Consider the following 26,147-nt stretch of genomic DNA (forward strand, 5'->3'; position numbering starts at 1 on the left):
AGTCGCGTCTCGGGCGGGGGGGATTCATCCGGCGTCCGTCATCGTAGGGTAACGGCCAGCCTGAATAAGGCCGTCATGGACCATGATAAACCCAAGCACATCGCCTTGCGACGCGACTATCTGCGTCTCGCGGCACTTTTCCTCGGCACCCAGGTCGTGCCTTCGATCGCACGGGCGCGCCAGGATCCCTATCCGAGCAAACCGATAAGATTGGTCATTCCGTACCCGCCCGGCGGCGGGACCGACATCACCGGTCGCGCCATGGCCCAGCAGCTTTCGGAGAATCTGGGACAATCGGTCGTCATCGACAACAAGCCCGGCGCCACCGGCATGATTGGCGCGGCAAGCGTCGCGAAGAGCGTGCCGGACGGCTACACGATTCTGTTCGGTGCGGCGAGCGAGATGGCGATCAATGCCAGTCTGTTCAAGAACATGCCCTACGACCCGCGCACCGACTTCGAGCCGGTGAGCCTGATCGCGACCTTCCCGCTGGTTTTCGTGGCGCCGGCCTCGCGGTCGCAGTCGCTTCGCGACCTGGTCGAGGTGGCGCGGGCGAAGCCCGATACGATCGGCTACGGCTCGATCGGCAGCGGCAGCCTGCAGCACTTGGCCGCCGAACTGCTGTCGACGATGGCCAAGGTGAAGCTGCTCCACATCCCATACAAGGGATCGGGACCGTTGGTGCAGGATGCGGTCGGCGGACATCTCGACATGGCCGTGAGCAGCGTGCCGCCGGCCGTGCCGCTCGTCCGGTCGGGCAAGCTCCGCGCGCTGGCGGTGACGTCGGCCACGCGATCGGAGGCCTTGCCCGACGTGCCGACGATCGTCGAGCTCGGGTTTCCCGGATACGAATTCAATACCTGGGTGGGCGTTGCCGCTCCCAAGGGAACGCCCCAGGACGTCATCGCGCGCCTTCGGGCTGCCTTGTCGACCGCCTTGGCGGCCAACGAAGTGCAGGCCGCGCTGCGCGACCAGGGCGCTGTTCCGGTAGGGTCGACACCGGAGCGGTTCCGGCAATTCGTCCTGGAAGAGGTGGCGAAGAGCGACCGGATCGTCATGGAAGCCGGAATCAAGCCGGAGTGACTGCAGAATTCGAGCGGTGCGAAGTCGCGATCGAGCTTGCGCCCGTCGAGGATGCCGATCGTCCGCGGCAAACTTGGATTTTTCTGGCTTCCCAGCGAATGCGTGGGCGGTCCACCGACAATCGTTCGACTCGGGTCGCCTGCTGTTCCTTGACAGGTCGGGGCCCCGCCGCTTAATAGCCCCCACCCATGGCTGGGTAGCTCAGCTGGTTAGAGCACGGCACTCATAATGCCGGGGTCGGCGGTTCAAGTCCGCCCCCAGCTACCATGGGGTATTTCCGTTAGTGATTCCAAAGGGTCAATTTCAGACCCTCAGGTGAGGGCCTGAAACAGCCTCGTGGGCTGTTCACGCAGTCGGGCAGGAACTCGCGAGAGAACGGGCCGCCCGGGATGTGCCTCACCGCCATCCGGATTTCGCCAACCCTTCCATCATGTGCTGATGATCCTCCGGCGGGAAGTACCTCGGCGGTCGACTGACGTACGACGCGAGCGAAGACGCGTAAGGGCCTGTCACGAAATAATCGAATCGAAACGGGTTGAACAACGCATTTAACGAATCAACTAAAATAAGTCAGGTCGGCGAGCAATGCGATATCTTGTAGGGCGTGATCGACGCTGACGCCATTCGTATGCGCTACGAGGCCGTGGCTGGCCATCTCGATGAGCGAGGACTGCGGCTGTTTGCTGCGAGTGAGGCGCGCGCCGCCGGGCGGGGCGGCATCGCCTTGGTGTCGCAGCTTACTGGCATCGCACGCAGCACGATTGGACGAGGCCTGAAGGACCTCGACAGGGAAGCGGCGGAATGGCCTCACGGCCTGATCCGTCGTAGTGGCGGTGGGCGTAAAGCAGCAAGCGTCGAACAACCTGGCTTACGCAAAGCCTTGCTGCGCCTGGTGGCGTCGGCCACGCGCGGTGATCCGCAGGCCGACCTGCTGTGGGTCAGCCGCAGCCACCGGCATCTGTCGGCGGCGCTCGCCGAGCAAGGATATCGCGCCAGCCGCAGCCTGGTCAGCCGCCTGCTCAACGACCTCGGCTTCAGCCTGCAAGCCAACGCCAAGACCCGTGAAGGCAGCCAGCATCCCGATCGCGACGAGCAGTTCCAGCACATCAACGATGCCATCGAGCGCTTTCGACGTGGCAAACAGCCGGCCATCTCGGTCGACACCAAGAAGAAAGAGCTGGTCGGCGATTTCAAGAACAACGGTCGCGAGTTGCGGCGCAAGGGCCGGCCCGAGGCGGTCCGCGTCCACGACTTCGTCATTCCCGGCAAGGGCAGAGCCATCCCCTATGGGGTCTACGACATTGCCGCCAATGAAGGCTGGGTCAGTGTCGGGGTCGATCACGACACCGCCGCCTTCGCCGTCGAGAGCATCCGGCGCTGGTGGCAGTGCATGGGTCGCAAGCGCTATCCCGCCGCCACGCGCCTGCTGATCACCGCCGATTGCGGCGGCAGCAATGGTGCGCGCGTCAGGCTATGGAAGGTCGAGCTGCAGAAGCTCGCCGACCAGACCGCGCTGACGATCTCGGTCGCTCATCACCCGCCCGGCACCAGCAAATGGAACCGCATCGAGCATCGTATGTTCGCCTTCATCAGCCAGAACTGGAGGGGCAAGCCCTTGCTCACTCACAAGGTCATCGTCCAGCTCATCGCCGCCACCAAGACCACCTCGGGTCTCAACATCGCCTCTGCCATCGACGGCTCCCAATATCCCAAGGGAGCCAAGGTCTCCGACTGCGAGATCGCAAATCTCAAGATCAGATACGACGCTTTTCATCCTGAATGGAACTACACCTTCGTCCCACGGCGGCCTCCCAGTGACTCCGCGAAATGAAGCACTTATTTCGTGACAGTCCCTAAGTGTGTCGTAGGGTGTCGACGACACGGGTGCCCTCCGCAAAGCATCCCAGTTGGCCGAGCGAAGCAGCCAGCCAGCGGTACGCCATTGGTACGGTCGGGTGTTCCCGTATCGCCTGCCGGGCAATTCGCTCCGCGTTTTCGTAGTCTTTCTCCAAATAGAAGGACGCGGCGATCTGGGATAGCCTGATGGGGCGCGCGGGATCGCGGGGGCTCAACCGCAAGAATCTCTCCAGAGAGGCGCGTCCCGCAGCATACTCACCGGAGAACACGAGGGTTGTTCCCCGCGCGCCGAACGCGTCGGCGCAATTGGGGCTGGCACTCAGCGCGCGCTCCGCTTCTTCGAGCGCTGCTCGACTCTCGCCGCGCAGGTGATGGGTGAGCGCGAGGCGTGCACGTGCCCCGGAATTGTCGGGATCGAGTTCGAGAGCGATGCGTGCCAGCGGCTCGCTCCGCTGGCATCCCTCCTCGATCGAGATGCGACTGAAGGCACTCGCCTCGATCAAATGCGTCCAGGCGAGCCCGTCATAACCTTGTGAACAGAGCGGCTCTAGACTGACCGCCTGCTGGAAGAGCTGCCTGGCTGAAAGGTTGTCTTCGGCAGACTGCTTAAGCATCTGCGCCACGCCGCGCTGATAGGATTCCCAGGCTGTCAGCGTGTCGGGCGCCCGGCGGGCGACCCGCTTGCGCTCGGCGTCGAGAATTGCCGGCGCAAGCTCCGTCAGGATCGCGTCGGTGACCTCGTCTTGAAGACGGAAGACGTCGTTCATTCCCAGCTCATATCGCGACGACCAGACTTGGAGCGCGGACTGCGTCTCGACGAGGCGGCACGCGACCCGAAAGCGGCCGTTGGCGTGTCGTGCGCTGCCTTCCAGGATGTAGCGCACGTCGAGCTGGCGGCCGACCTCGCGAATGTCGAATGCCGTGCCTCTGAACCTGAAGCTCGAATTTCGCGCAATGACCAACAACCAGCGCAGTCGAGCCAGTGCCGTCAGCACTTCCTCCGCGATCACATCGCCGAAGAAGTCCTGAGACGGGTCGCCCGATAGATTCGCAAACGGAAGAACGGCAATCGATGGAAGGTCTCGTGGCAAGACGCCATCCAGATGAGATGCCGTCTGCTCTTTGTGGACCTCACCGACAAAGCTGAGGCCCTTGCGCGGCAGCGTCTTGATCAGGCGCTGCTGATGCCCGCTGTCCCCGATGGCACTGCGCAGAATGTTGAGGCGCGTGGTGAGAGCGGAGTCGCCGATCGACCGTCCTTCCCAGACCGTGGCAACCAGCTGATCCTTGGTGACAATCCGGCCATGGTGCCGGACCAGAAAGGCGAGAAGTTCGACGACTTGGGGCGTCGCCGGCACGATCAGACCGTTACGACGAAGCTCTTGCCGATCCGTATCCAGGACATAGTCTTCGAAGCGATAGCGCACGGCACCACTCGCCGATTGGAGCGGTGAAACTACCACGGGCTGAAGTTGGTGACGGTGAGGAAAAGTGAGGTGGCGGTGAAGCTGGACGTTCTGGAAGCGCCTATGGTCGGCCGCGTCCGCCACAGGAGCCGACCGATGAACCGACGCCAATTCGCCTTCTGGACATGCTCATTTTGCGCTTCAGGTTCGACCGTCAAAGCGCAGCGGGCATCGCGATCCTCGAAGGTCGGCATTCTGATCAATGGCCGACCAGGTCCTGTCGTCGACGCATTCCGGCGGGATTTCCTCAAGCTTGGGTATGTGGAAGGGCAAAGCTTCACCATCGAGCCCCGTTTTGCGGAAGGGGACCTCGGTCGCCATCCCGGTCTTGTGGCTGAACTCGTCCGAATCGGCGTCGATGTCATCATGACGCTCGGAGGGCCAGCGACGCGGGCAGCGATGGATGCCACATCCACCATCCCCATCGTGTTCTCGATCGTGACCGATCCCCTTGCTCTCGGCCTCGTTGCCAGCATGGACCGGCCGGGCGGCAATGCCACCGGCCTCACGAGCCTCGATCCGGAGCAGGCTGAACGCCAAGTCGCATTGATTCGAAGCGCATTCCCGAAGATCACGCGCCTGGGCATCCTGAGCGACGACACCATCCCTGGCGCTGATCCCAGCGGCTTGGCTCCCATTGACCGCGCAAATGCTGTTGCAGCCCGGAAGCTCGGCGTCGAGCCGCTCGTCCGCAAGGTCGCCGGAGGGCTGTCACCCGACTATGCCGCCACCCTCGACGCCATGAAGAAGGACGGTGCAGAAGCGCTTCTGGTCCTGGAGGTTCCGATGCCGCTTCGCGACGGCAAGCTGGTGGCGGACCTCGCGACGGCGCGGCACCTGCCGACCGTATTCCCGGGCGGACAGTCTGGCACCGGCGGCTTGATCACCTACGGCACGACGGTGACCGACACCTGGCCGCGCATGCCGAGCCTTGTCGACAAGATCCTCAAGGGTGCCAAGCCTGGGGAGCTGCCGGTCGAGACCGTTTCGCGGCGTGAGCTAGTCGTCAATCTCAAGACGGCGCGTGCGCTTGGACTGGCTGTTCCCGAAGAGATCCTGAAGCCCGCCGACCGGCTGATCGAGTGAGGCGGTGTCGGCTAGCTGCACGTCGACAGTGCCGCCCGGGGCCTTCTTCCAAGCCCGGCTGCGTCAAAGCTGTGACAGGAACCTATTCTATCCCCGGAACGTTATCTCGTCTTCAAGGGGACAGAATGCCCGAGTACTACGAGCGTTCAAGTATCCTGGCCGGGAGGAACAGAGATGTTGAGGCTCTTTCTGAGGGCGATGCTCGTTGCGGGCATCGGCATGACAGGGGCGGCATGCCAAGACGACGGCTACGGCGCACCGAGCGGCTACTATCAGCCGGCAGCGACGGGCTACGGCAACCCGTACTACAACAATCCCCCACCTGCTCCACGGTATGGCTATGGGCAGCCTGCGCCGAGCTACAACTACGGCAATCAGCCGGGGAGTCACGGCTGGTACAACCAGACTGACGGCCGTCGCTATACCACGGTGACCGTGACGAACCGCGGCCAGAACGGGTATCGTGACGATGTCGTTCAGCAGCAGGTCGTCTGCGGCAGCCAGTACTACGACGGCTACCGTACCCGCAGAGCACCGTCGTGCTGAGGACCGACACGCGGCTGGCGGGTCATCTTCGGTGGGAGCGCGCCACTCCTGTGGCGCTTTTCTTGTCGACGCATCCTATGAGCGCCACGTCAGGGCGGAGGTTACTCTGCCCGCAGTGGTGCGCTCCCAGCGCATGACGTGCTCCTTGGCCAAAGCCGAGTTGAGTTAGCGCCTTTGAGCGGTGCCGCCCAGTTCCGCCCCGCTTGCCAAGCCGGAGCAGGGTAGGTGACCTTGGTCCGGAACATGCATGCCAACCTCGCATTCCGCCAAAGCGGGCGAGGAGGCGCGATTGCCGTCAGCCGGCGCGTTCGATCAGGGTTTCCAGCAATCGCTTGAGCTGCGCCGTCGCCTTGTCGCCGTAGCTGTTGACGATGTGCGCTTCCTGGTCGAGCGCCAGGGGGGCGAGCTTGTGCGCCAGCGCCTTGCCGCGGTCGGAGCAGAAGATCAGCACCTTGCGCCGATCGGCGGGATCGGAGATGCGGTAGACCAGCGAGTCGGCGACCATGCGATCAATCGTCTTGGTGAGGGTCGGATGATTGAGCAGGGCCGTCTCGGCGAGCTCGCCCATCGACCGGCCGTTGCCGTCCGACAGGAGCTTGAGGATCCGCCACTGCTCGACCGGCACGCCCTCCGAGCGCAGGCGGGCATCGAGCTGGCGGTTTATCTCGCGGTTGGCCTGGGCAAGCAGGTAGGCGAGATGCAGGGTGATCGGTGAATCGGCAGAGGACGAATCGGACACGAAGCGATCCCGGGCGGCGAGGGGCTTAAGTCGACACAGACGCCGGGTCTATATGACCGTGAACTATTGAAAGTTCAACTTTCCATCCGTGCGGTCGGGGGAGCGGGGTAGGATCGTCGTTTCGGGGCGGACGGAACCGGCCCATGATGGGGGCCGGGGAGGAGGAAAAGCATGGATTGCTCGTCTGCGAGCCTCCTGGGCATGCCAAGCGACGTTCCGTACACGCTCTTGCATGGGCGCACACCCGGACCGGAACGGCGCGACCGGTCGAAGCTCCGAATCGCCCATTTCGTCGCCCTGAGCGGCACGGCCGGCATCTGGGGACCGTCCTCGCTGAACAGCGCCGTGCTGGCGGCCACCGAGATCAATGCGCGCGGCGGCATCCTCGGCCGCGAGGTCGAGTTTTCGGTATACGATTCCGGCGCGCCTCTGGCCGGCCTGAGGCAAGACGCACGCGACCTGGTCGAGTTCGGCGACGCCGACGTGGTGATCGGCGCGCACACCAGCGCCGTTCGCGTCGGACTGAGAGACACGTTCGCCAGCCGGCTGCCCTATATCTATACGCCGATCTACGAGGGCGGCGAGCGGACCCCCGGCGTGCTGGCGATCGGCGAGACGCCGCCGCGCCAAGCCCGACCGGCCATCGCCTGGCTGGCCGAGCGCAAGCGGGCGGAGCGCTGGTACCTGATTGGCAGCGACTATGTCTGGCCATGGCTCTCGCACCGATCGGTGAAGAAATACATCGCCGAGGCGGGTGGCCGCGTGGTCGGCGAAGACTTCGTCGCCCTCGGGGAGGGCGACCACAGCCCCTATCTGGCGCGTATCGAGGCGGCGCAGCCGGACGTCGTGTTCATCTCGCTGATCGGTCTCGACGGCATCCTGTTCAATCGGTCGTTCGCCGAGCACGGGTTGGCCCGGCGCATGCTTCGCCTCGGCAACTGTGTCGACGAGACGGTGCTGCTGGGGATCGGCGCGGACAAGACGGAGAACCTTTTCGCCGCCTCCGGCTATTTCGTCGATATGTCCTGCGCTGCTGGCGAGGCCTTCCGCGGTGCCTACCGGGACGCCTTCGGCGATCACGCGCCGGTGCCCGGTGCAACGGCGCAATCGAACTACGAGGGGCTGTATTTTCTCGACGCGCTGGTGCGGCGTGCCGGATCGCTGGACGTGAAGGTCCTGGCCGCAGCGGCGGACGGCGCTTCCTATTGCGGCGGGCGGGGATCGGTCGGGCTGCATCGCCGCGCTGCCGACATGCCGATCTACCTTGCCGAGGCAGAGGGCTTCGACTTCCGGCTCCTCGAGAGATTCTAGAGCACGGCACTCGGTATGGGCTGAGGGCCGCGCCACTCGCGTGGCGCGATCATCGTCGATCACACAGGAGAGGCGCCACGGGAGTGGCGCGCTCCCAGCGCATGACCTGCTCTTTCGATAGCGTTTCAAGGCCGGCCACCAGGACCGAATCAGGAGGCTTTTCGGCCAAGAGGGCTTGCCGAGCTCTGAGAGATTGTAATTATCAGGGCCGTCGACTTGCGAGGAGGAGGGTTGCGAAGCCATCGATCGTGCACTTGATTGCTCGTCGATTGGCTGCATGCGCAATGCGCTTCGGCAGGGTCGTGTGCCTGACCGATGGATGTTGTCGCAAGTCGATGGTGTCGTGGGTGGGTCGTCAGTCGCGTTCGGCAACAAGGAACTGACGCACTGACGCAAGACGGGTCTGGCGAGTGCGGCTTGCGTCAGTGCCAAGTCATTGAAGAATCAGGAGGACTGACGCGCTGACGCAACGGACGCAAGAATCGGGGGAGTGAATCTCCGCGAGCGGCGAATGAGCGGAGATCATGGCTGGGAGCGCCCCTCTCGAGATGAGGATTGTGCTTGGAGGCATGCCAACGTTGGCGCGCTACCCGCGAAGAGGGCGAGGTCGATGGGAAAAGTTGGCGCTATGGCGCGCGCCCAGCAATGAGCTGCACGCGAGCTCGGCGAATTCACCGCCCCGGCGAAGTTTGTCGGGAGGATGCGTCTCGCTCCATCTCTCGCTGCGAACAGAAATTAATTGAAACGAGAAATGTTTCTGTTTTAACTATCTCAATCGGCCGGCGATTGCCGGCGTTTGCGCGGGGGGTCATGGGCATAGAAGTCAAGCTCGCGTTCGACCTTCTCGCCTTCATCTCGGTGATGGTGCTGATCGTGCTGGGGCTGGGAATCATCGCCAGCATGATGGGCATCTTCAACTTCGCCCACGGCGAGTTCGTGCTGCTCGGCGCCTACACGGTCTATCTCTTCGAGAGCAGCGGCCTGTCGTCGTGGGCCGGCATCATCGCGGCGCCGGTCGTGCTGGCGCTGATCGGGCTGGTGCTCGAACGCCTGGTCATCCGCCGCTTCTATGCTGCGCCCATCATCGCCATGCTCGGGACGTATGCGGTCGGGCTGGTGATTCGCGAGACCGTGCGCGGCCTGCTGGGCGGCCACTACAAGTCGATCTCCGAGCCGCTGCCCGGCGTGTTCACGCTGCTGGGCGTCGACTTCTCGGCCTGGCGGACAGTGATCGTGCTGACGACGATCTGCATCATCGCCGGCACCTGGCTGTTCCTGTCCCGCACCTCGGTCGGCCTCCAGATCCGCGGCTCGCTCGAGAACCCCAACCTGGCGCGGGCCTGCGGCATCTCGACCTCGAAGCTCTACGCCTTCACGTTCGCCTTCGGCGCCGCCCTGGCCGGGCTGGCCGGCGCGCTGATCGTGCCGCTCTACCAGCTCTCCGCCGACATCGGCACGCGCTTCCTGGTGCAGGCCTTTCTGTCGGTCATGCTGGGCGGAGTCGGGACTTTCGAGGGACCCGTGCTGGGCGCGGCGGCGGTCGGCGGCATGGCCGCCGGCCTGCCGTGGCTGGTCATTCCGGTGCTGGCCGATCCGCTGGTGTTCATCATCGCGCTGGCGATCGTGAAGTTTCGTCCGCAGGGATTCATCACACAGGGGAGGCTCTGATCATGAGCGAGAAGATCAATCGAGACCGCAACCAGCTCGGCCGCCGTCGCCTGCTCGGCGCAGGCGCACTCGGCGCCGCTGGCTGGATCGCCGGAGGCGGCGGCTGGATGCTGGCGCCCAAGGGCGCCTTCGCTGCCGATCCGATCAAGATGGGCATTGCCACCGACATCACCGGCGCCATCGCGCCGTCGGGCAACGCCAACTGGCAGGTCGCGCAGTTCACCGTCGAGCAGATCAACAAGGCGGGCGGCATCGGCGGCCGGCCCATCGAGCTTTTCCTCGAGGACACCGCATCCGATCCCAAGATCGCCGTCGGCAACGTCCGCAAGCTGATCCAGGACCGCAAGGTCAATGTCGTGCTGGGCGGCATCACCTCGGCGATGCGCCAGGCGATCAAGGACCCGATCGTCAATCGCGGCCGCACGCTCTACATCTACCCGCAGCTCTACGAAGGGCAGGAATGCACCAAGTTCCTCTACTGCACCGGTCCGACGCCGGCGCAGCAGTGCGACAAGCTGATCCCCTACATCATCAAGACGCTGGGCAAGAAGCGCTTCGCCATGCCGTCGGCCAACTATGTCTGGCCGCAGCTGCTCAACAAGTATGCCCGCAAGGTCATCGAGGCCAACGGCGGTAAGGTCGTGTTCGAGGAGTACTATCCGCTCGACCAGCCGGAATACTCGGCGACCATCGGCAAGATCCGCGACGGCAAGGTCGATTGCGTGTTCAACACCGTGATCCCGCCGGGCCTGCAGCCCTTCGTGAAGCAGCTCTACGAGTCGGGCTTCCAGAAGAACGGCGGCGTGCTGAGCTGCGTCTACTACGACGAGAACCTGCTGAACTATCATCCAGCACAGGAGATGGAGAATCTCTATAGCTGCCTCGACTACTTCCAGTCGATCAACGACCCGTTCAGCAAGCAGCTTCAGGTCGACTACATGAAGAAGTTCCCCGACACCAAGTACCTCTTCACCGCGGGTTCGGCGGCGACTGGCATGTACCGCGGCATCAAGTTCTACGAGGCCGCGGTCAAGGCGACCAACGGCGATCTTTCGCGCGAGGCCGTCTCGGCGGCGATGGACAAGGCCAGGATAGAGCAGGGCCCGGGCGGCGGTGCCGAGATGGTGCCCGGCAAGATGCACTGCAAGATGAACATGTACATCGCGCAGTGCAAAGTCGACGCCGGCAAGACGCGCTACGACGTCATCGAAAGCGACAAGATGGTCGACCCGAAGGAATGCTGAGCGAAGCAGGCTCCGGACTCGGGACGGCAGAGGGCAGCGCCGACAGGCGGCGGCCGGCGGAGCGCACGCGCGCGTTCCGCCGCGTGCTGCCGGTCGTCGAAGGCGTGACCTTGCTGCTGGCGCTCGCGGCGCCGGTCGTGCTCGGCGAGCGGACCGACTTGATCACGCTGCTCACCAACGTGCTGATCCTGTCGCTGCTCGCCATCAGCTTCGACCTGTGCTGGGGCCTTTCCGGCATCATGAGCTTCGGCCAGGCGCTGTTCTTCGGCGTCGCCGGCTACGCCATTGCGCTGGTCGGCCGCGACCTCGGCTTCAGCGAGCTCTGGGGCACGCTGCCGCTCGCCATGCTGGTCGGCCTTCTGCTGTCGGGGCTGTTCGCGGCCTTCCTGCTGCTCGGCCGCAAACCGCCCACCAGCATCTTCGTGGCGCTCGGCACGCTCACCGGGTCGTACGCCGCCGAACGCCTCGTCTCAGGATGGCAATATGTCGGGGCGGGCAACGGTCTCTCCGCCGTGAAGCTCCTGAAGATCGGCGACTACGAGTTCGTCGAAGGGACGGCGTTCTACGCGCTGGCGCTCGGCATCCTGCTGCTGGTCTATGCCGGCGCCCGTTTCCTGAAGCAGTCCCAGCTCGGCCTGGTGTTGGCGGGCATGCGTCAGAACGAGGAGCGTCTGGCTTTCTTCGGTTATCGCGTGCAGCTTTTCAAGGCGCTGGTCTTCTCGCTCGCCGGCATGGTCGCGGGCCTGGGTGGCGCGCTCTACAGCTACCACCAGGGCTTCATCGGGCCAGGCAACATGGGGCCCGGCCTGTCGACCGCCGCCGTCATCTATTGCCTGTTCGGAGGTTCCGGCACCCTGATCGGGCCGATCCTGGGCACCGCGGTCGTCGAGATCCTGACCTACGTGCTGGCCGACCAGGCCGCCATCAAGGCCATCTGGCCTGTCATCCTCGGGCTGGTCCTGCTGGTCGTGGTGATGTTCCAGCCCAAGGGCATCCTCGGCCTGTTCCTGTCCGATCGCGAACGCATCGGCTCCTATGGCCGGCGCCGGCGCGGCGGGTAGGGCGACATGGCGCTGCTCGAGATGCGCGGTCTCTGCAAGACGTTCCGCACGTTGCGGGCGCTCGACGGCGTCGATATCGACGTTCAGGCCGGCACCTTCCACGGCCTGATCGGTCCCAACGGCTCGGGCAAGAGCACGCTGCTCAAGGCCATCGCCGGTGATCATTTCGCCGACCGCGGGACCATCGTCTTCGATGGCCGCGACATCACGCGGGCCACGCCCTACGAGCGGGCGCGGGCCGGCCTCAGCCTGAAGTTCCAGATCACCGCCGTGCTGCCGGAGCTGTCGGTCTACGACAATGTCCTGCTGGCGAGGCAGTCCGGCGAAAGCCTGCCCAGGCTCCTGATGTCATCGTCGAGACGCCGGCTCGACGGCGAGATCGGCGCGCTGCTCGAGAGGTTCCGGCTGATAGATCGTGCCGACGATCTGGCCGGCGAGCTGAGCCACGGCCAGCAGCAATGGCTGGAGATCGCCATGGCGCTCGCGCTTTCACCGAAGCTGCTGCTGCTCGACGAGCCGACCGGCGGCATGAGCCCGGAGGAGCGCCGCGCCACCGGCCGCCTGCTCGAGCCGATCAAGGCGCATTGCACCCTCATCATCGTCGAGCACGACCTGCATTTCATCCGCGACATCTGCGATCAACTGACGGTGCTTGACCAGGGCAAGGTGCTCGACCAGGGCGACGTCGAGACGATCCAGCGCTCGCCCAAGGTCCAGCAGGTGTTCACGACCCGTGTCTGACGCAACCCTCCTGCAGGTCGAAGGCCTCAACGCCGGCTATGGTCGCAGCCAGGTGCTGTTCAGCGTGTCGATCGCCACGCCGGCGCGCGGCGCCGTTGCCGTGCTGGGTCGCAACGGCGCCGGCAAGTCGACCTTGCTCAAGACCCTGTTCGGCGAGCTGAAGCCGATGGCGGGCACGATCCGCCTCGACGGGCAGGCGGTCGACGGCGAGCCGGCCGAGCGGCGGGTGCGCCGCGGCATCGGCTACGTGCCGCAGGAGCACGGCATCTTCGCCAAGCTCACGGTGCGCGAGAACCTGATGCTGGGCGCGATCCGTCAGCGTGATCGCGCCGGCCTGGACTACGTCCTCGATTTCTTTCCCAAGCTGGCGCAGCGCCTCGGCCAGACCGCCGGCACGCTGTCGGGCGGCGAGCGCAAGATGCTGGCGATCGGCCGCGCGCTGCTCGGCCGGCCGAAGCTCCTGATGCTCGACGAGCCGACCGAAGGCGTGTGGGTCGGGGTGATCGAGGAGATCGCCGACCGGCTGAAGCAGCTGTCGCGCGAGATGTCGCTGATCCTGGTCGAGCAGCACATCGAATTGGCACTTGAGGTCGCCCAGCATGCCTATGTCATGGACCGCGGCCACATCGCCCTCGATGGACCGTCGCAATCGGTCAAGACCGACCCGCAGCTCATGCGCCACCTGGCGCCATAGGAGAGTCGCCATTGGCGCGTTACGCGACGATCATTCTCCTCCCCAGCTTCGCTGGGGAGGTGTCGCCGTCTTCGGCGACGGAGGGGTCATGAGCCTCATTGATGGTGGCTCATGACCTCTCCGCCCCGTGTGACGGGGCTCCTCCCCAGCGAAGCTGGGGAGGAGAATGAGAAGAAAGCCAAGACCAGGAAGAGGAGGAGAGAATGGCTGTTCAAGTTCCGACCGAGGAGCAACTGCGCCAGGTGGCGGCGGAAGTGGGGCTATCGCTGACCGACCGCGACGTCGCGTCCTTCATCGACCTGATGCGGCCGAGCGTGGCGGCCTACAACGTCGTCGACGCCATGCCCGACAACCTGCCGCGGGTGAAATATCCGCGCACGCCGGGCTATCGCCCGCCGCCCGACGAGAACAAGCACAATGCCTGGTATGTCAAGACCACGGTCAACGGCGCGTCGCGCGGCAAGCTCAAGGGCAAGACCGTCGTGCTGAAGGACAACATCATGCTGGCCGGCGTGCCGATGATGAACGGCGCGGCCACGCTCGAAGGCTACGTGCCGGATATCGACGCCACAGTAGTGCAGCGTATCCTGGATGCCGGCGGCACGATCGTCGGCAAGGCGCATTGCGAGAATTTCTGCCTGTCCGGCGGCAGCCACACCAACGCGACCGGCCCGGTGCACAATCCCCACAGGATGGGCTACTCGGCTGGCGGCTCGTCTTCGGGCAGCGCCGTCCTTGTAGCGCTGGGTGAGGCCGACATGGCGCTGGGCGGCGACCAGGGCGGCTCGATCCGCATGCCATCGTCATTCTGCGGCACCTACGGCATGAAGCCGACGCACGGGCTGGTGCCCTACACCGGCATCATGCCGATCGAGATCTATGTCGATCACACCGGCCCGATGACGGCGAACGTGTCGGACAACGCCTTGCTGCTCGAGGTCCTGGCTGGTCCCGACGGCTACGATTCGCGCCAGATCGCGGTCAAGACGCATCCTTATACACAGGCGCTCAAGGGCGACATCAAGGGAATGAAGATCGGCCTCGTGACCGAGGGCTTCGCCCAGGCCAATGCCGAGACCGACGTGAACGACAAGGTCAAGGCAGCGGGCAAGCAGTTCGTGTCCCTCGGCGCCACCGTGGGCGAAGTCTCGATCCCCATGCACTTGCTGGCGCCGGCGCTGTGGATGCCGATCGGCGTCGAAGGCCTGACCCAGACCATGATGTGGGGCGACGGCTATGGCGTCAGCCGGCCCGACCTCTACGTCACCAGCCTGATGGACTTCCATCGCAACTGGCGCACCCGCGCCAACGAGATGTCGGAGACCACCAAGCTTTTCACCATGTTCGGCACCTACATCCGGCGCTATTACGGCAGCCGCTACTATGGCAAGGCGATGAATCAGACGCGCCTGCTGACCGCCGCATACGACGCTGCCCTGGCCGAGTACGACCTGCTGATGATGCCGACCACGCCGATCAAGGCGACCGCGCTGCCGCCGGCCGATGCGCCGCGCGAGCTCTATGTCGAGCGGGCGTTGAACATGATCTCCAATACGGCGCCGTTCGACATCACGCATCATCCGGCCATGGCCGTTCCCTGCGGGATGTCCGATGGCTTGCCGGTGTCGCTGATGCTGGTCGGCAAGCACTTCGACGAGCCGACGATCTACAAGGCCGCGTTCGCCTTCGAGCAATCGGGCGATTGGAAGGCAATGTGAGTTGGGTAAAGAAACGGCGGGCCATGCCCGCCGCTTCATCTTTCCCCGAAACTCGTCTCAGCCACGGGCAGCTTGTGCTGCTCTCCTCCCTAAACTCAGGCTGCGCGCCTAAGCACTAGGCTCTCTAGCCGGAACGCCATGACTTGCCAAGACCTTTTCTTTCGACGATCAGCCCTTCGGCAGAACAATTATTGTGACAACGGCGGGCCCACCAACAAGCATATTTCCGCGCGATGCATGTGATTATCCAATGACCACGTACTTGATCACAAACAGCACTGCGAGAACGCCAACCGCAGGGTGAATGTCGCTGAAGCGGGCAGTGGCGAGCTTGATGCCGACATACGAAATGAAGCCGAAGGCAATGCCCTCGGCGATCGAGAACGTGAAGGGCATCGAAAGCGCCGTGATCACGGCCGGCGCCGCCTCCGTGATGTCGTCCCATTCCACTTCGGTCAGGCCGCGCGTCATCAGGCAGGCGACATAGAGCAGGGCCGGAGCCGTTGCGTAGGACGGAATGGAGCCGGCCAACGGCGCCACGAACAGCGCCAGGATGAACAGGATGCCCACCACCGCCGCCGTAAGACCGGTCTTGCCGCCGGCGTTTATGCCCGAAGCGCTCTCGATGTAGCTGGTCGTCGTCGAGGTGCCGACAGCGGCGCCGATCATGGCGGCACCGCTGTCGGCAATCAGGGCGCGGTGAAGCCGCGGCACCGTGCCGTCCGGCCGCATGAAGCCGCCGCGATGGGCGAGCGCGATCAGCGTCCCGGTGTTGTCGAACAGGTCGACGAACAGGAACGCGAAGACGACGGTGAGCAGCCCGACATGAAGGGCGCCCGCGAGGTCCATCTGCAGGAACACCGGAGCGATCGACGGCGGCATGTCGAAGATACCGGCGAACTTCTGCTTTCCGGCGGCGATGGCGATGATGGTCACCGCCAGGATGCCGATGATGACCCCGCCCATGATCCTCCGGTACTCCAGTGCCACGATCAGCACGAAGCCTAGCGTCGCCATGACCACGGGAAAGCTGGTGAGATCGCCGTGGGTAACCAGCGTGGCCGGATGATCGACCACGATCCCGGCATTCTTGAGCGCGATCAGGGCGAGGAACAGGCCGATGCCCGCGGCAATCGCCATCTTCAGCGATTTGGGAATGGCATTGACGATCCATTCGCGGATCGGCAGCACGCTGATGATGAAGAACAGGACGCCCGACAGGAACACGCAGCCCAGCGCCACCTGCCAGCTGAACTTCATGCCGCCGACGACAGTGAAGGCGAAGTATGCGTTCAGGCCCATGCCGGGCGCCAGGGCGATCGGGTAGTTGGCCAGGAACGCCATCAGGAAGCAGCCGATGGCGGCCGCCACGCAGGTCGCGGCGAACACGGCGCCAAACGGCATGCCGGCAGCCTTGAGGATGTCGGGATTGACGAAGATGATGTAGGCCATCGTCAGGAAGGTCGTGATCCCGGCCACGACCTCGGTGCGGACGTTGGTCTTGTGTTCGCCCAGCTTGAAGAGCTGCTCCAGCATTCCGGCTCTCCCTACGGGAACATCGCGGCAATCGCTGCCCGGTAGCGGGCTCCGGTGGCTTCGGCGGCGGCGCGGCCGGGCAGGGGCGTCGAGCTGGTGAACTGGAAGAAGCCGCCGTTGCGGCGCTTCACCAGATAGAACTCTTCGTAGACGTTGTTGCCGATGGCGTAGATGCCGACCGTGTCGGGCCTGCCCGGGATCGGCGGCAGGTCGCCGTACTGCGCCTTGGGATCCTTCATCACCGACTTGATACGCTCCAGCAGCGCCGTCTTGGCTTCGGCAACGGTCGTCCCTGCAGCCGGCGTATGCCAATAGGCGCTCATCAGCACATTGGCAGGTCCGCCCTGTCCGGGAACGCCGACATGACCCCATACGCTGGGCGCACCCTGGAAGCCCGGCGGCCGCTCCTTGTCGGGAAACACGATGTAGTTTCCCACGCCGGATTTTTCGGCCAGCGCCAGACCGGCCATCGCCGCCTCGTGGCGGTCGGCCGGGGTCTCCTGCGCCGCCGAGGGCGGCAGGGTCATCTTGGCGCGTTCGGTGAGGGCGCATTCGAGCAGGCGCGGCAGCACGGCCGTCATGCCGGTGATGTCGAAGCTCGAGTTGAGGCCCGGCAGCGCGGTGGCGAACTTGGTCGCCTTGCGCGTCGAGTCGTAACTGTCCGGGAAGGCCGGCAGGGCGATCTGCACCATCGTAGGGCTGAGCGCCAGCGCCGGTGCCTGCAGCTCCGGTCCCTGGTCCCACTTGACCGGCACGGTGAAACGCTGCTGCGGCGTAGCCTTGATGCGCGGATCGATGATCACGACGACCGGCGCGAGGTTTGCCGGCACGATAACCGTGACCTCGCTGCCGCCGGCGAATTTCACGGCAAGGCCGCAATTGCGGAACTCCTTGCTGGCATTGTCCACCCAGACGCCGCCGTTCCAGTTACCGACGGTCAGTCGCGACGCATAGTCCGCCTGCGCATTGGCACACCACGACAGCACGGCGCCGCAGACCGTCGCGGCCACCGAAACCCGATTGAGCATTGTTCCCCCAGCCTCATTGCCACGGCGACAGTGTCTCAGACCGAGTTGCAGACCCCAAGCACAAAGATGATGGGGTTCGGCAATCCGGGCCTGCGGGCCCGGCGTTTGCCATCGAGGACGGCGTTTCCTACAGTCCGCCGCCAATTCCCCCCCGAATCATTCCAGAGCCAGGACCGAGCCCCGATGCGGATGAGCCAATACTTCCTGCCGACCATGAAGGAGAATCCGGCAGAGGCGCAGATCGTCTCGCATCGCCTCATGCTGCGGGCCGGACTGGTCCGCCAGACCAGCGCCGGCATCTATGCCTGGCTGCCGCTCGGCTTTCGCGTACTGAAGAACATCGAGCGCATCGTGCGTGAGGAGCAGGATGCGTCCGGCGCCCAGGAAGTGCTGATGCCGACCATCCAGTCGGCCGACCTGTGGCGCGAGAGCGGCCGCTACGACGCCTACGGCCCCGAGATGTTGCGCATCCGGGACCGGCACGACCGCGAGATGCTCTACGGCCCGACCAACGAGGATATGATCACCGCGCTCTTCCGCGACGGCGTGAAGAGCTACCGCGACCTTCCCAGGAATCTCTACCACATCCAGTGGAAATTCCGCGACGAGGTGCGCCCGCGCTTCGGCGTCATGCGCGGCCGCGAGTTCCTGATGAAGGACAACTACTCCTTCGACCTCGACAAGGCCGGCGCCACGCACTCCTACAACAAGATGTTCGTGGCCTACCTGCGCACCTTTGCCCGAATGGGGCTGAAGGCGATCCCGATGCGCGCCGACACCGGCCCGATCGGCGGCGACCTCAGCCACGAGTTCATCATCCTGGCCGACACCGGCGAGAGCGCCGTGTTCTGTCACAAGGGCCTGGTCGACAAGGACATCCTGAACCGCCGGATCGACTATTCGGCCGATCTGCAGCCGATCGTGAACGAGTGGACCTCGCTCTATGCGGCGACCGACGAGATGCACGACAAGGCGGCGTTCGAGAAGATTCCCGAGGGCGAGCGTCTGGCGGCGCGCGGCATCGAGGTCGGCCACATCTTCTACTTCGGCACGAGGTATTCCGAGCCGATGAAGGCAGTGGTGGCCGGTCCGGGCGGCGAGCAGATCACGGTCGAGATGGGGTCCTACGGCATCGGCGTGTCGCGCCTGGTCGGCGGCATCATCGAGGCGAGCCACGATGAGGCCGGCATCGTATGGCCGGAGTTGGTGGCGCCCTTCAAGGTCGCGATCGTCGACCTGAAGCCTGACGACGGCGCCGTTTCCGGCGTCTGTGGAAAGCTCTACGGCGAGCTTGTCGCGCGCGGCGTGAGCGTGCTGCACGACGATCGCGACCTGCGGCCGGGCGCCAAGTTCGCGGACATGGACCTGATCGGCACGCCGTGGCAGGTGATCGTGGGTCCCAAGGGCGTGGCGGCCGGCAAGGCCGAGCTCAAGAACCGGCGCACCGGCGCCCGCGAGGAAGTGGCGTTCGACCAGGTCGCCCAGCGGTTTGGGTGAGCTGAGGAGGAATAGTTGGCGCCATGCCGTTCGCCGCCGTCGAGCGCCTCATCGCCTTTCGCTATCTGCGCGCTCGTCGCGAGGAGGGATTCATCTCGGTGATCGCCGGCTTCTCGCTGGTCGGCATCACACTGGGCGTCGGCACGCTGATCGTCGTGATGGCAGTCATGAACGGCTTTCGCGTCGAGATGCTGCGCCAGATGTCGGCCATGAGCGGCCAGCTCGGAGTCCAGGGCAACGCCAACGGCCTCGAGACGTCGGGCGACCTGTTGACCCGGATCGCGGCGGTGCCGGGTGTCCTGGCGGCGACGCCGGCGGCCGAGGGGCAGGTCATGGCGGTGGCCGGCAATCACGTGCGCGGCGTCGTGCTGCGCGGCATGCGGCCTCAGGATCTCAAGGCGCGCACGCCGCTCGCCGCCGCCATCGATGGGCCGGCGGACCTGCGCGATCGCTATCGGGCACAGTGCCGAGGCGACGAGGACAGGGTCTTCGACTGGGGCACCCTCAAAGGCTTTGGCGACGAGTTCTCGGTCGTCATCGGCCGGCGACTGGCCGACCTGCTGGGCGTCAAGGTGGGCGACGTCGTGCAGCTCGTCTCGCCGGCCTCCGTCGTGACCCCGTTTGGCGTCATGCCGCGCTCGGCGGCGGCGCGGGTGGCCGCCGTCTTCTGCGCCGGCATGTACGACTACGACGCCAACTTCGTCTATGCGCCGCTCGCCGACGTGCAGCGCATGCTCGATCTCGGAAACAAGGTGACCGGCATCGAGGTGTTCGTGAGCGACGGCGTGCCGCTGATGGCGACGCGCCGCCTGGTGTCGGCGGCTGTCGGCTCACAAGGCTGGGTGTTCGACTGGCTGCAGGCCAATTTCGGCTTCTTTTCCGCCATCCAGGCTCAGACCAACGTCATGTTTCTGGTGCTGACCATGATCGTGCTGGTCGCTGCCTTCAACATCGTGTCCAGCCTGGTCATGCTGGTACGCACCAAGGCGGCCGACATCGCAATCCTGCGGACCATGGGCGCGACCCGGGCCACCATAATGCGGGTCTTCCTGATCGATGGCCTGGCGATCGGCGGCGTGGGGACGGCGCTAGGCGTCATTCTCGGGCTGGCCTTCGCCCGCAACATCGAGGCCATCCGCCAGTGGCTGCAGCGCACCTTCGACATCGTGCTGTTCGACGAGACGCTGTACCTGCTGGCCGAGCTGCCGGCGCGCATCGAATGGTCGGAGGTGGCCGTGATCGCCACGATGGCGATGATCTTTGCCTTGCTCGCCTCGCTCTATCCGGCGGCGCGCGCCGCCCGCCTCGATCCGATCGAAGGGCTTCGCCGTGAGTGAGTCTGCCCCGGCCGTCGAACGCTGGCTGGCGTGGCGCTATCTCGCCACCCGCCAACGCGAAGGCTTCGTCTCCTTCATCGCCATCTTCTCGCTGATCGGCGTGGCGCTCGGCGTCGCAACCCTGATCGTCGTGCTGTCGGTCATGGGCGGCTTCCGCCAGCAGCTCCTCGGACGCATCATCGGCATGAACGGTCACATCGTGATCACAGCGCGCGATGGCATGGCGCAGGCGACGCCCGACCTGCTGGCCAGGCTCGGGACATTCCCCGGCGTGGTTGCGGTCCGTCCGGTGCTCGAGCGTCAGGCGCTGATCGCCTCGCAGGGGCAGACGCGAGGGGCGATGCTGCGCGGCATCCGGGCGGAGGACCTGCGGGGGCGGGAGATCGTGGCGCGCAGCATGGTCCTGGGCGGCCTCGCCGGCTTCGGCACCGAGCCTAGCGTGGTGATGGGCGACCGCCTGCGCGCGGTCCTCAATCTCGGTCAGGGCGACAAGATCACCCTGGTGACCCACAAGCTGAACGAGAGCGGCACGATCTCGCCGCGCTACACCGACTACAGCGTGCTGGGCAGCTTCTTGACGCGGCGCTTCGAGTTTGACAGCTCCTTGGTCTTCGTCCCGCTCGCGATGCTGCAGGACGACCTCGAGCTGGGCAACGAGGCGGTGAGCTCGATCGATCTCGACATCGCCGATCCGTCGCAGGCGCCCCGGATGGCCGACGAGATCCGCAAGGCGCTGCGGCGCGACGACCTCAAAGTCGCTCACTGGCTCGGGCTCAATGCCCGGTTCGTGGGGGCGCTGCAGGTCGAGCGCGTCATGATGTTCATCATCCTCACCCTGATCGTCGTGGTGGCGGCGATGAACGTGGTGGCGAGCTTCACCATGCTGGTGCGGGTGAAGCGCGGCAGCATCGCCATCCTGCGCACCATGGGCGCCTCGCCACGCACCATCATTCGCGCGTTCTTCATGTCGGCCGCCGCGGTCGGCCTGGTCGGCACCGCCGTGGGCACGGCGCTCGGCCTGCTGGTCTGCGCCAACATGCCGGCAATCGGCGCCTTGCTGTCTCAGATCACCGGGGCGGCGGGTGGTGGCTCGGCCGAGGTCGATTTCATCACGTCGATGCCGGTGCGGGTGCAGGCATTGGAGGTGGCGATGGTCGTCGTCGTCGCCATCGTGCTGTCGCTGCTGGCTGCCTCCTATCCTGCCTGGCGCAGCACGAGGATCGAACCGATCGAAGGGCTGCGTCATGAATGATGCCACGTCGCTGCTGTCCCTGGGCGGCATCACGCGTACCTTCGTGCAGGGCGACCGTCGCCTAGACGTGCTGCGCGGGATCTCGCTCGAGCTGCGTCACGGCGAGATCGTCGCCCTGGTCGGGCAGTCGGGCAGCGGCAAGTCGACCCTGCTGCACGTCGCCGGGCTGCTGGAGCGGCCGAGCGGCGGCGACGTGGTCGTCGACGGTCGGTCGGCCGGCACGGCGAGCGATCGCGAGCGCACCGAGTTGCGTCGCCGCTTCCTGGGCTTCGTCTATCAATATCACCACCTGCTGCCGGAATTCTCCGCCCTGGAGAACGTGATGCTGCCGCAGATGCTGAACGGCCAAACGCGGCGCGCCGCGCGCCAACGCGCCACCGAGTTGCTGGCGATGGTCCAGCTCGAAGCGCGCGGCGACCATCGGCCGGGCCGGCTGTCGGGCGGCGAGCAGCAGCGCGTGGCGATCGCTCGCGCCGTCGCCAACGCGCCGCGGGTGCTGCTGGCCGACGAGCCGACCGGCAATCTCGATGGGGCAACCGCTGACGCCGTGTTCCGCCAGCTGCTCGCCCTGGTGCGCGAGACCGGCATGGCGGCCCTGATCGCCACCCACAATCCCGAACTCGCCGCGCGCATGGACCGGACAGTCACATTGAAAGACGGTGTGCTGGCCTAGTTGATGACCTGAACGGGCCGAAGAATGGCACGTGCTACACGCGATTGCGGCTCGCTTTCCACAAGAGCGCGGCACCATAGTGGCCCGTGCCTACCGCTGACTTCGTCCACCTGAAAGTCCGGTCCGCCTATTCGCTCACCGAAGGGGCGAACAAGGTCGACGTCATTGCCTCGCTCGCCAAGGCGAACGAGATGCCGGCCGTCGCCGTCACCGATCGCGGCAACCTGTTCGGCGCGCTCGAATTCTCCCAGTACGCCGCCAAAGCGGGAATCCAGCCGATCATCGGCTGCGATCTCGGCATCCGGCGTGAGGACGAGAGCGGCCTGGCGGCAGCCGGCAAGGCCCTCGAAGCCGATTGGCTCACATTGCTGGTCCAGAACGAGGCGGGCTATCTCAACCTGATGCGGCTGGTCAGCCGGGCTCACCTCGAATTCAAGACCGGCTCGCTGTCGGCCCTGCCGCTCGCCGAACTGGTGGGCAATACGGACGGCTTGCTGGCCCTCGTGGGCGGGCCAGGCAGCGGCGTGGCCCGACTGTTGGCCGCGGGACAGGGACCTGCCGCCACGCACCAGCTCGAGCGTCTGCAGGCGGCGTTCGATGGCCGCCTCTACATCGAGCTGCAGCGCCACGGCGAGGATCTGGAACGGCGCATCGAGGAGCCGCTGATCAATCTCGCCTTTCAGCGCGGGCTGCCGCTGCTGGCGACCAACGACGTCCACTTCCCCAAGCGCGCGATGTACGAGGCACACGACGTGCTGCTCTGCATCGAGCAGGGCGCCCATATCGAGGATCCCAACCGGCGTCGGCTGACGCCCGAGCACTACTTCAAGCCCGCCGCCGAGATGCGCAAGGCCTTCGTGGATCTGCCGGAAGCCTGCGACAACACGCTGGTGGTGGCGCGGCGCTGCGCTTACATGCCGGTGCCGCGCAAGCCCATCCTGCCGCGCTACACCAAGCTCGCTGGACGCGCCGACAAGGAGGCGCTGGCCGAGATGGCCGGGAACGGGCTCGCAACGCTCAAGGCCGGCGGACGGCTGTCGCCGGACATCGATTTCGCGAAGTACCAGGAACGGCTCGCCTACGAGCTCGGCATGATCGAGAAGATGGGCTTCTCCGGCTACTTCCTGATCGTTGCTGACTTCATTCAATGGGCAAAGGACCATGACATCCCGGTCGGCCCGGGGCGCGGTTCGGGCGCCGGCTCGCTGGTCGCCTGGTCGCTCAAGATCACCGACCTCGACCCGCTGCGCTGGGGCCTGCTGTTCGAGCGCTTCCTCAATCCCGAGCGCGTGTCGATGCCGGACTTCGACGTCGATTTCTGCCAGGACAAGCGCGACCGCGTGATCCGCTACGTGCGCGACGAGTATGGCCACGACCGGGTCGCCGCCATCATCACCTTCGGCAAGCTGCAGGCGCGCGCCGTGCTGCGCGACGTCGGCCGCGTGCTGGGCATGCCCTACGGCCAGGTCGACCGCATCTGTAAGCTGGTGCCCAACAACCCGGCCAAGCCGGTGACCCTGGCCCAGGCGCTCGAGAGCGAGCAGCTCCTCAAGGATCAGTATGCTGGCGACGAGGAGATCAAGCGCCTGATCGACCTCGCGCTGCAGCTCGAGGGCCTGTATCGCAACGCCTCCACCCATGCCGCGGGCGTGGTGATCGGCGATCGCCCGCTCGACCAGCTGGTGCCGCTCTATCGCGATACCGACAACAAGGACTCGCTGCCGGCGACTCAGTTCAACATGAAGTGGGTCGAGACGGCAGGGCTGGTGAAGTTTGACTTCCTCGGGCTCAAGACGCTGACCGTGATCGAGAAGGCCTGCGCGCTGGTCGGCAAGGACACGATAGACATCGCCAAGATACCGCTCGACGACGAACCGACCTTCAAGATGCTGGCCAAGGGCGATGCCTACGGGGTCTTCCAGATGGAAGGCAGCGGCATGCGCGACATTCTCGCCAAGCTGAAGCCCAACCGCTTCGAGGATCTGATCGCGCTGGTGGCGCTCTACCGTCCCGGCCCGATGGACGACATCCCGACCTACATCAGCGTCAAGAACGGGCTCGAGAAGCCCGACTACCTGCACCCGTCGTTGAAGGGCATCCTGGAAGAGACCTACGGCATCATGGTTTACCAGGAGCAGGTGATGCAGATCGCCCAGGTCCTGTCGGGCTATTCGCTGGGCGGCGCCGATCTTCTGCGCCGCGCCATGGGCAAGAAGATCCAGGCAGAGATGGATGCCCAGCGCGCCACCTTCGTCGAGGGCGCGGCCAAGAACAACGTCGAGGAATCGCGCGCCTCGATGATCTTCGACAAGGTGGCGAAGTTCGCCGGCTACGGCTTCAACAAGTGCCATTCGGCACCGTACGCGCTGGTCGCCTACCAGACGGCCTTCCTGAAGGCCAATCACCCGGTCGAATTCTTTGCCGCGTCGATGACCCTCGATATGGGCAATGCCGACAAGATCGGCAATTTCCGGCGCGAGCTCGAGCGGCTGCAGATTCCTCTGATGCCGCCGGACATCAACCGGTCGATGGCGGAGTTCGCCGTCGAGGAGACGGCGGACGGCAAGAAGGGCGTGCGCTACGCGCTGGCGGCCATCAAGGGGGTCGGGCGCGACGCCATGAACCGGCTGGTCGAGGAGCGCGCGGCAAACGGTCCCTTCAAGGATCTGTTCGATGTCGCCGAGCGCCTCGACCAGCGCGTGATCAACAAGCGTCTGCTCGAAAGCCTCGTCAAGGCCGGCGCCTTCGATTCGTTGAACAAGAACCGTGCCCAGACCTTCGGCTCCGTCGAGGTCCTGTCGCGCCATTCGCAGGCGACGCACGAATCGCGCGCCAGCAACCAGAACAGCCTGTTCGGCGACGACACGGCCCAGCGCCGGCCGCAGCTCCCCAAGGTGCCGGACTGGGCGCCGATGGAGCGCCTGCAGAACGAGTTCTCGGCCATCGGCTTCTACCTGTCGTCGCATCCGCTGGCGGCCTACGAGCTCAGCCTGAAGCGGCTGGGCGTCAGCCGCGCGGCCGATCTCGCCGCGTTGCTGGGCCGGGGCGCGCCCGGTCGCATCAAGCTCGCCGGCACGGTGATCGACCGGCAGGAGCGCACGTCAGCCAAGGGCAATCGCTTCGCCTTCGTGCAGTGCTCCGACCAGTCCGGCGCCTTCGAGCTCACGGTGTTCAGCGAGCTTCTGGGCGGCAAGCGAAACCTGCTCGAGGCCGGTCAGGCGGTCCTGGTTTCCGCCGACGGCCGGCTGGACGGGGAGCAGGTGAAGCTCACGGCGCAGACGATCGAGCGGCTCGAGGAGGCCGTGGCCAACGCGGCGGCCGGCCTGCGCGTGGTCGTGTCGGATCGGGCTGCCGTCGAGCCGCTGCGCAAGGCGCTCGACGGCAAGCGCGGCCGCGGGCGGGTGACCCTGGTCGTCCCCATGACCGACGACGATGCCGAGGCCGAAGTCACCTTGCCGGGCGCCTATGCCATCGCCGGCGGCTTGCGCGACGCCATCGGCGGATTGCCGGGCATCATGCACGTGGAAGAGATTTGAGCCAGCAGGCCGAGCTGTTTGCTCATCCGGGTCCGCCGGCAAAGCGGATGGGGGAGGTTCGGTCCGCGCCCGAC

At 65.4% G+C, this 26,147-nt stretch carries 20 protein-coding genes and 1 tRNA gene; 17 read left to right on the plus strand and 4 right to left on the minus strand.

Features of this window, described 5'->3' with window-relative positions; genetic code table 11:
• Nucleotides 1–75: 75 nt before the first annotated feature.
• From ACILR9_RS10155 to ACILR9_RS10165, 3 genes are all read left to right on the plus strand, one after another.
• On the plus strand, nt 76–1,083 hold the full coding sequence (locus tag ACILR9_RS10155) for a Bug family tripartite tricarboxylate transporter substrate binding protein (protein ID WP_395709801.1): 1,008 nt from the start codon (nt 76–78) through the stop codon (nt 1,081–1,083).
• A 190-nt stretch (nt 1,084–1,273) separates the two neighbouring features.
• Nucleotides 1,274–1,350: transfer RNA gene (locus ACILR9_RS10160), tRNA-Met, on the plus strand.
• A 361-nt stretch (nt 1,351–1,711) separates the two neighbouring features.
• Complete coding sequence (locus tag ACILR9_RS10165; protein ID WP_395709874.1) at nt 1,712–2,914, plus strand: ISAzo13 family transposase; 1,203 nt, start codon at nt 1,712–1,714, stop codon at nt 2,912–2,914.
• 22 nt (nt 2,915–2,936) lie between these two features.
• On the opposite strand, the gene ACILR9_RS10170 is transcribed toward ACILR9_RS10165, so the two are convergent.
• Nucleotides 2,937–4,367 carry a winged helix-turn-helix domain-containing protein gene (locus ACILR9_RS10170; protein WP_395709802.1) on the minus strand — a complete coding sequence of 477 codons (1,431 nt, stop codon included), beginning with the start codon at nt 4,365–4,367 and terminating at the stop codon, nt 2,937–2,939.
• Nucleotides 4,368–4,436: 69 nt separating this feature from the next.
• On the opposite strand from ACILR9_RS10170, the gene ACILR9_RS10175 reads away from it, so the two are divergent.
• Nucleotides 4,437–5,492 (plus strand): ABC transporter substrate-binding protein, encoded by a 1,056-nt coding sequence (locus ACILR9_RS10175; RefSeq protein WP_395709803.1) that lies wholly within the window; start codon nt 4,437–4,439, stop codon nt 5,490–5,492.
• 174 nt (nt 5,493–5,666) lie between these two features.
• Nucleotides 5,667–6,038: a hypothetical protein gene (locus ACILR9_RS10180; RefSeq protein WP_395709804.1), complete on the plus strand. Its 372-nt coding sequence runs from the start codon at nt 5,667–5,669 to the stop codon at nt 6,036–6,038.
• Nucleotides 6,039–6,333: 295 nt separating this feature from the next.
• Here the strand turns inward: ACILR9_RS10180 and ACILR9_RS10185 are convergent, their stop codons facing one another.
• Nucleotides 6,334–6,777: a MarR family winged helix-turn-helix transcriptional regulator gene (locus ACILR9_RS10185; protein ID WP_395709805.1), complete on the minus strand. Its 444-nt coding sequence runs from the start codon at nt 6,775–6,777 to the stop codon at nt 6,334–6,336.
• 171 nt (nt 6,778–6,948) lie between these two features.
• Between ACILR9_RS10185 and ACILR9_RS10190 the strand changes: the two genes are divergently transcribed.
• From ACILR9_RS10190 to ACILR9_RS10220, 7 genes are all read left to right on the plus strand, one after another.
• Nucleotides 6,949–8,088: a substrate-binding domain-containing protein gene (locus ACILR9_RS10190; RefSeq protein WP_395709806.1), complete on the plus strand. Its 1,140-nt coding sequence runs from the start codon at nt 6,949–6,951 to the stop codon at nt 8,086–8,088.
• Between the two features lie 810 nt (nt 8,089–8,898).
• Nucleotides 8,899–9,756: a branched-chain amino acid ABC transporter permease gene (locus ACILR9_RS10195; protein WP_395709807.1), complete on the plus strand. Its 858-nt coding sequence runs from the start codon at nt 8,899–8,901 to the stop codon at nt 9,754–9,756.
• A gap of 2 nt (nt 9,757–9,758) precedes the next feature.
• The gene (locus ACILR9_RS10200; protein ID WP_395709808.1) at nt 9,759–11,000 is read left to right on the plus strand and encodes a substrate-binding protein; all 1,242 of its coding nucleotides are present in this window, start codon (nt 9,759–9,761) and stop codon (nt 10,998–11,000) included.
• Entirely contained in the window at nt 10,994–12,061 is a 1,068-nt protein-coding gene (locus ACILR9_RS10205) for a branched-chain amino acid ABC transporter permease (protein ID WP_395709809.1), read from the plus strand. Before ACILR9_RS10200 ends, ACILR9_RS10205 begins: the two co-directional genes overlap by 7 nt.
• A gap of 6 nt (nt 12,062–12,067) precedes the next feature.
• Nucleotides 12,068–12,802, plus strand: a complete 735-nt coding sequence (locus ACILR9_RS10210) for an ABC transporter ATP-binding protein (protein WP_395709810.1) — start codon at nt 12,068–12,070, stop codon at nt 12,800–12,802.
• Entirely contained in the window at nt 12,795–13,496 is a 702-nt protein-coding gene (locus ACILR9_RS10215) for an ABC transporter ATP-binding protein (RefSeq protein ID WP_395709811.1), read from the plus strand. The genes ACILR9_RS10210 and ACILR9_RS10215 overlap by 8 nt, the downstream gene beginning before the upstream one ends.
• A 203-nt stretch (nt 13,497–13,699) precedes the next feature.
• The gene (locus tag ACILR9_RS10220; RefSeq protein ID WP_395709812.1) at nt 13,700–15,214 is read left to right on the plus strand and encodes an amidase; all 1,515 of its coding nucleotides are present in this window, start codon (nt 13,700–13,702) and stop codon (nt 15,212–15,214) included.
• A 243-nt stretch (nt 15,215–15,457) separates the two neighbouring features.
• Here ACILR9_RS10220 and ACILR9_RS10225 read toward each other — a convergent pair whose 3' ends face one another.
• Nucleotides 15,458–16,750 carry an NCS2 family permease gene (locus tag ACILR9_RS10225; protein WP_395709813.1) on the minus strand — a complete coding sequence of 431 codons (1,293 nt, stop codon included), beginning with the start codon at nt 16,748–16,750 and terminating at the stop codon, nt 15,458–15,460.
• 11 nt (nt 16,751–16,761) lie between these two features.
• Nucleotides 16,762–17,778 (minus strand): hypothetical protein, encoded by a 1,017-nt coding sequence (locus ACILR9_RS10230; RefSeq protein ID WP_395709814.1) that lies wholly within the window; start codon nt 17,776–17,778, stop codon nt 16,762–16,764.
• A gap of 183 nt (nt 17,779–17,961) precedes the next feature.
• Between ACILR9_RS10230 and proS the strand changes: the two genes are divergently transcribed.
• The 5 genes from proS to dnaE all read left to right on the plus strand — a co-directional run bounded on the left by proS (nt 17,962) and on the right by dnaE (nt 26,073).
• Nucleotides 17,962–19,275, plus strand: coding sequence for a proline--tRNA ligase (gene proS / locus ACILR9_RS10235; protein WP_395709815.1), 1,314 nt, complete (start codon nt 17,962–17,964; stop codon nt 19,273–19,275).
• Nucleotides 19,276–19,298: 23 nt separating this feature from the next.
• The gene (locus ACILR9_RS10240) at nt 19,299–20,612 is read left to right on the plus strand and encodes an FtsX-like permease family protein (protein ID WP_395709816.1); all 1,314 of its coding nucleotides are present in this window, start codon (nt 19,299–19,301) and stop codon (nt 20,610–20,612) included.
• Nucleotides 20,605–21,864, plus strand: a complete 1,260-nt coding sequence (locus tag ACILR9_RS10245) for an FtsX-like permease family protein (RefSeq protein ID WP_395709817.1) — start codon at nt 20,605–20,607, stop codon at nt 21,862–21,864. The genes ACILR9_RS10240 and ACILR9_RS10245 overlap by 8 nt, the downstream gene beginning before the upstream one ends.
• A complete protein-coding gene (locus ACILR9_RS10250) occupies nt 21,857–22,537 on the plus strand; it encodes an ABC transporter ATP-binding protein (RefSeq protein WP_395709818.1) in 681 nt (226 codons plus the stop codon). Before ACILR9_RS10245 ends, ACILR9_RS10250 begins: the two co-directional genes overlap by 8 nt.
• Nucleotides 22,538–22,623: 86 nt before the next feature.
• A complete protein-coding gene (gene dnaE, locus ACILR9_RS10255) occupies nt 22,624–26,073 on the plus strand; it encodes a DNA polymerase III subunit alpha (protein ID WP_395709819.1) in 3,450 nt (1,149 codons plus the stop codon).
• Nucleotides 26,074–26,147: the final 74 nt, after the last annotated feature.

The sequence above is a fragment of the Reyranella sp. genome, assembly GCF_044224635.1.
In the GTDB taxonomy this organism is placed as follows: domain Bacteria; phylum Pseudomonadota; class Alphaproteobacteria; order Reyranellales; family Reyranellaceae; genus Reyranella.

What these genes read in the sequence shown, in the direction of transcription:
- ACILR9_RS10155 (WP_395709801.1), top strand. Translation starts at nt 76, where the DNA reads ATGGACCATGATAAACCCAAGCACATCGCCTTGCGACGCGACTATCTG.
- ACILR9_RS10205 (WP_395709809.1), top strand. Translation starts at nt 10,994, where the DNA reads ATGCTGAGCGAAGCAGGCTCCGGACTCGGGACGGCAGAGGGCAGCGCC.
- ACILR9_RS10230 (WP_395709814.1), bottom strand. Translation starts at nt 17,778, where the DNA reads ATGCTCAATCGGGTTTCGGTGGCCGCGACGGTCTGCGGCGCCGTGCTG.
- ACILR9_RS10240 (WP_395709816.1), top strand. Translation starts at nt 19,299, where the DNA reads ATGCCGTTCGCCGCCGTCGAGCGCCTCATCGCCTTTCGCTATCTGCGC.
- proS (WP_395709815.1), top strand. Translation starts at nt 17,962, where the DNA reads ATGCGGATGAGCCAATACTTCCTGCCGACCATGAAGGAGAATCCGGCA.
- ACILR9_RS10200 (WP_395709808.1), top strand. Translation starts at nt 9,759, where the DNA reads ATGAGCGAGAAGATCAATCGAGACCGCAACCAGCTCGGCCGCCGTCGC.
- ACILR9_RS10220 (WP_395709812.1), top strand. Translation starts at nt 13,700, where the DNA reads ATGGCTGTTCAAGTTCCGACCGAGGAGCAACTGCGCCAGGTGGCGGCG.
- ACILR9_RS10225 (WP_395709813.1), bottom strand. Translation starts at nt 16,750, where the DNA reads ATGCTGGAGCAGCTCTTCAAGCTGGGCGAACACAAGACCAACGTCCGC.
- ACILR9_RS10210 (WP_395709810.1), top strand. Translation starts at nt 12,068, where the DNA reads ATGGCGCTGCTCGAGATGCGCGGTCTCTGCAAGACGTTCCGCACGTTG.
- ACILR9_RS10165 (WP_395709874.1), top strand. Translation starts at nt 1,712, where the DNA reads ATGCGCTACGAGGCCGTGGCTGGCCATCTCGATGAGCGAGGACTGCGG.
- ACILR9_RS10250 (WP_395709818.1), top strand. Translation starts at nt 21,857, where the DNA reads ATGAATGATGCCACGTCGCTGCTGTCCCTGGGCGGCATCACGCGTACC.
- ACILR9_RS10195 (WP_395709807.1), top strand. Translation starts at nt 8,899, where the DNA reads ATGGGCATAGAAGTCAAGCTCGCGTTCGACCTTCTCGCCTTCATCTCG.
- ACILR9_RS10180 (WP_395709804.1), top strand. Translation starts at nt 5,667, where the DNA reads ATGTTGAGGCTCTTTCTGAGGGCGATGCTCGTTGCGGGCATCGGCATG.
- ACILR9_RS10190 (WP_395709806.1), top strand. Translation starts at nt 6,949, where the DNA reads ATGGATTGCTCGTCTGCGAGCCTCCTGGGCATGCCAAGCGACGTTCCG.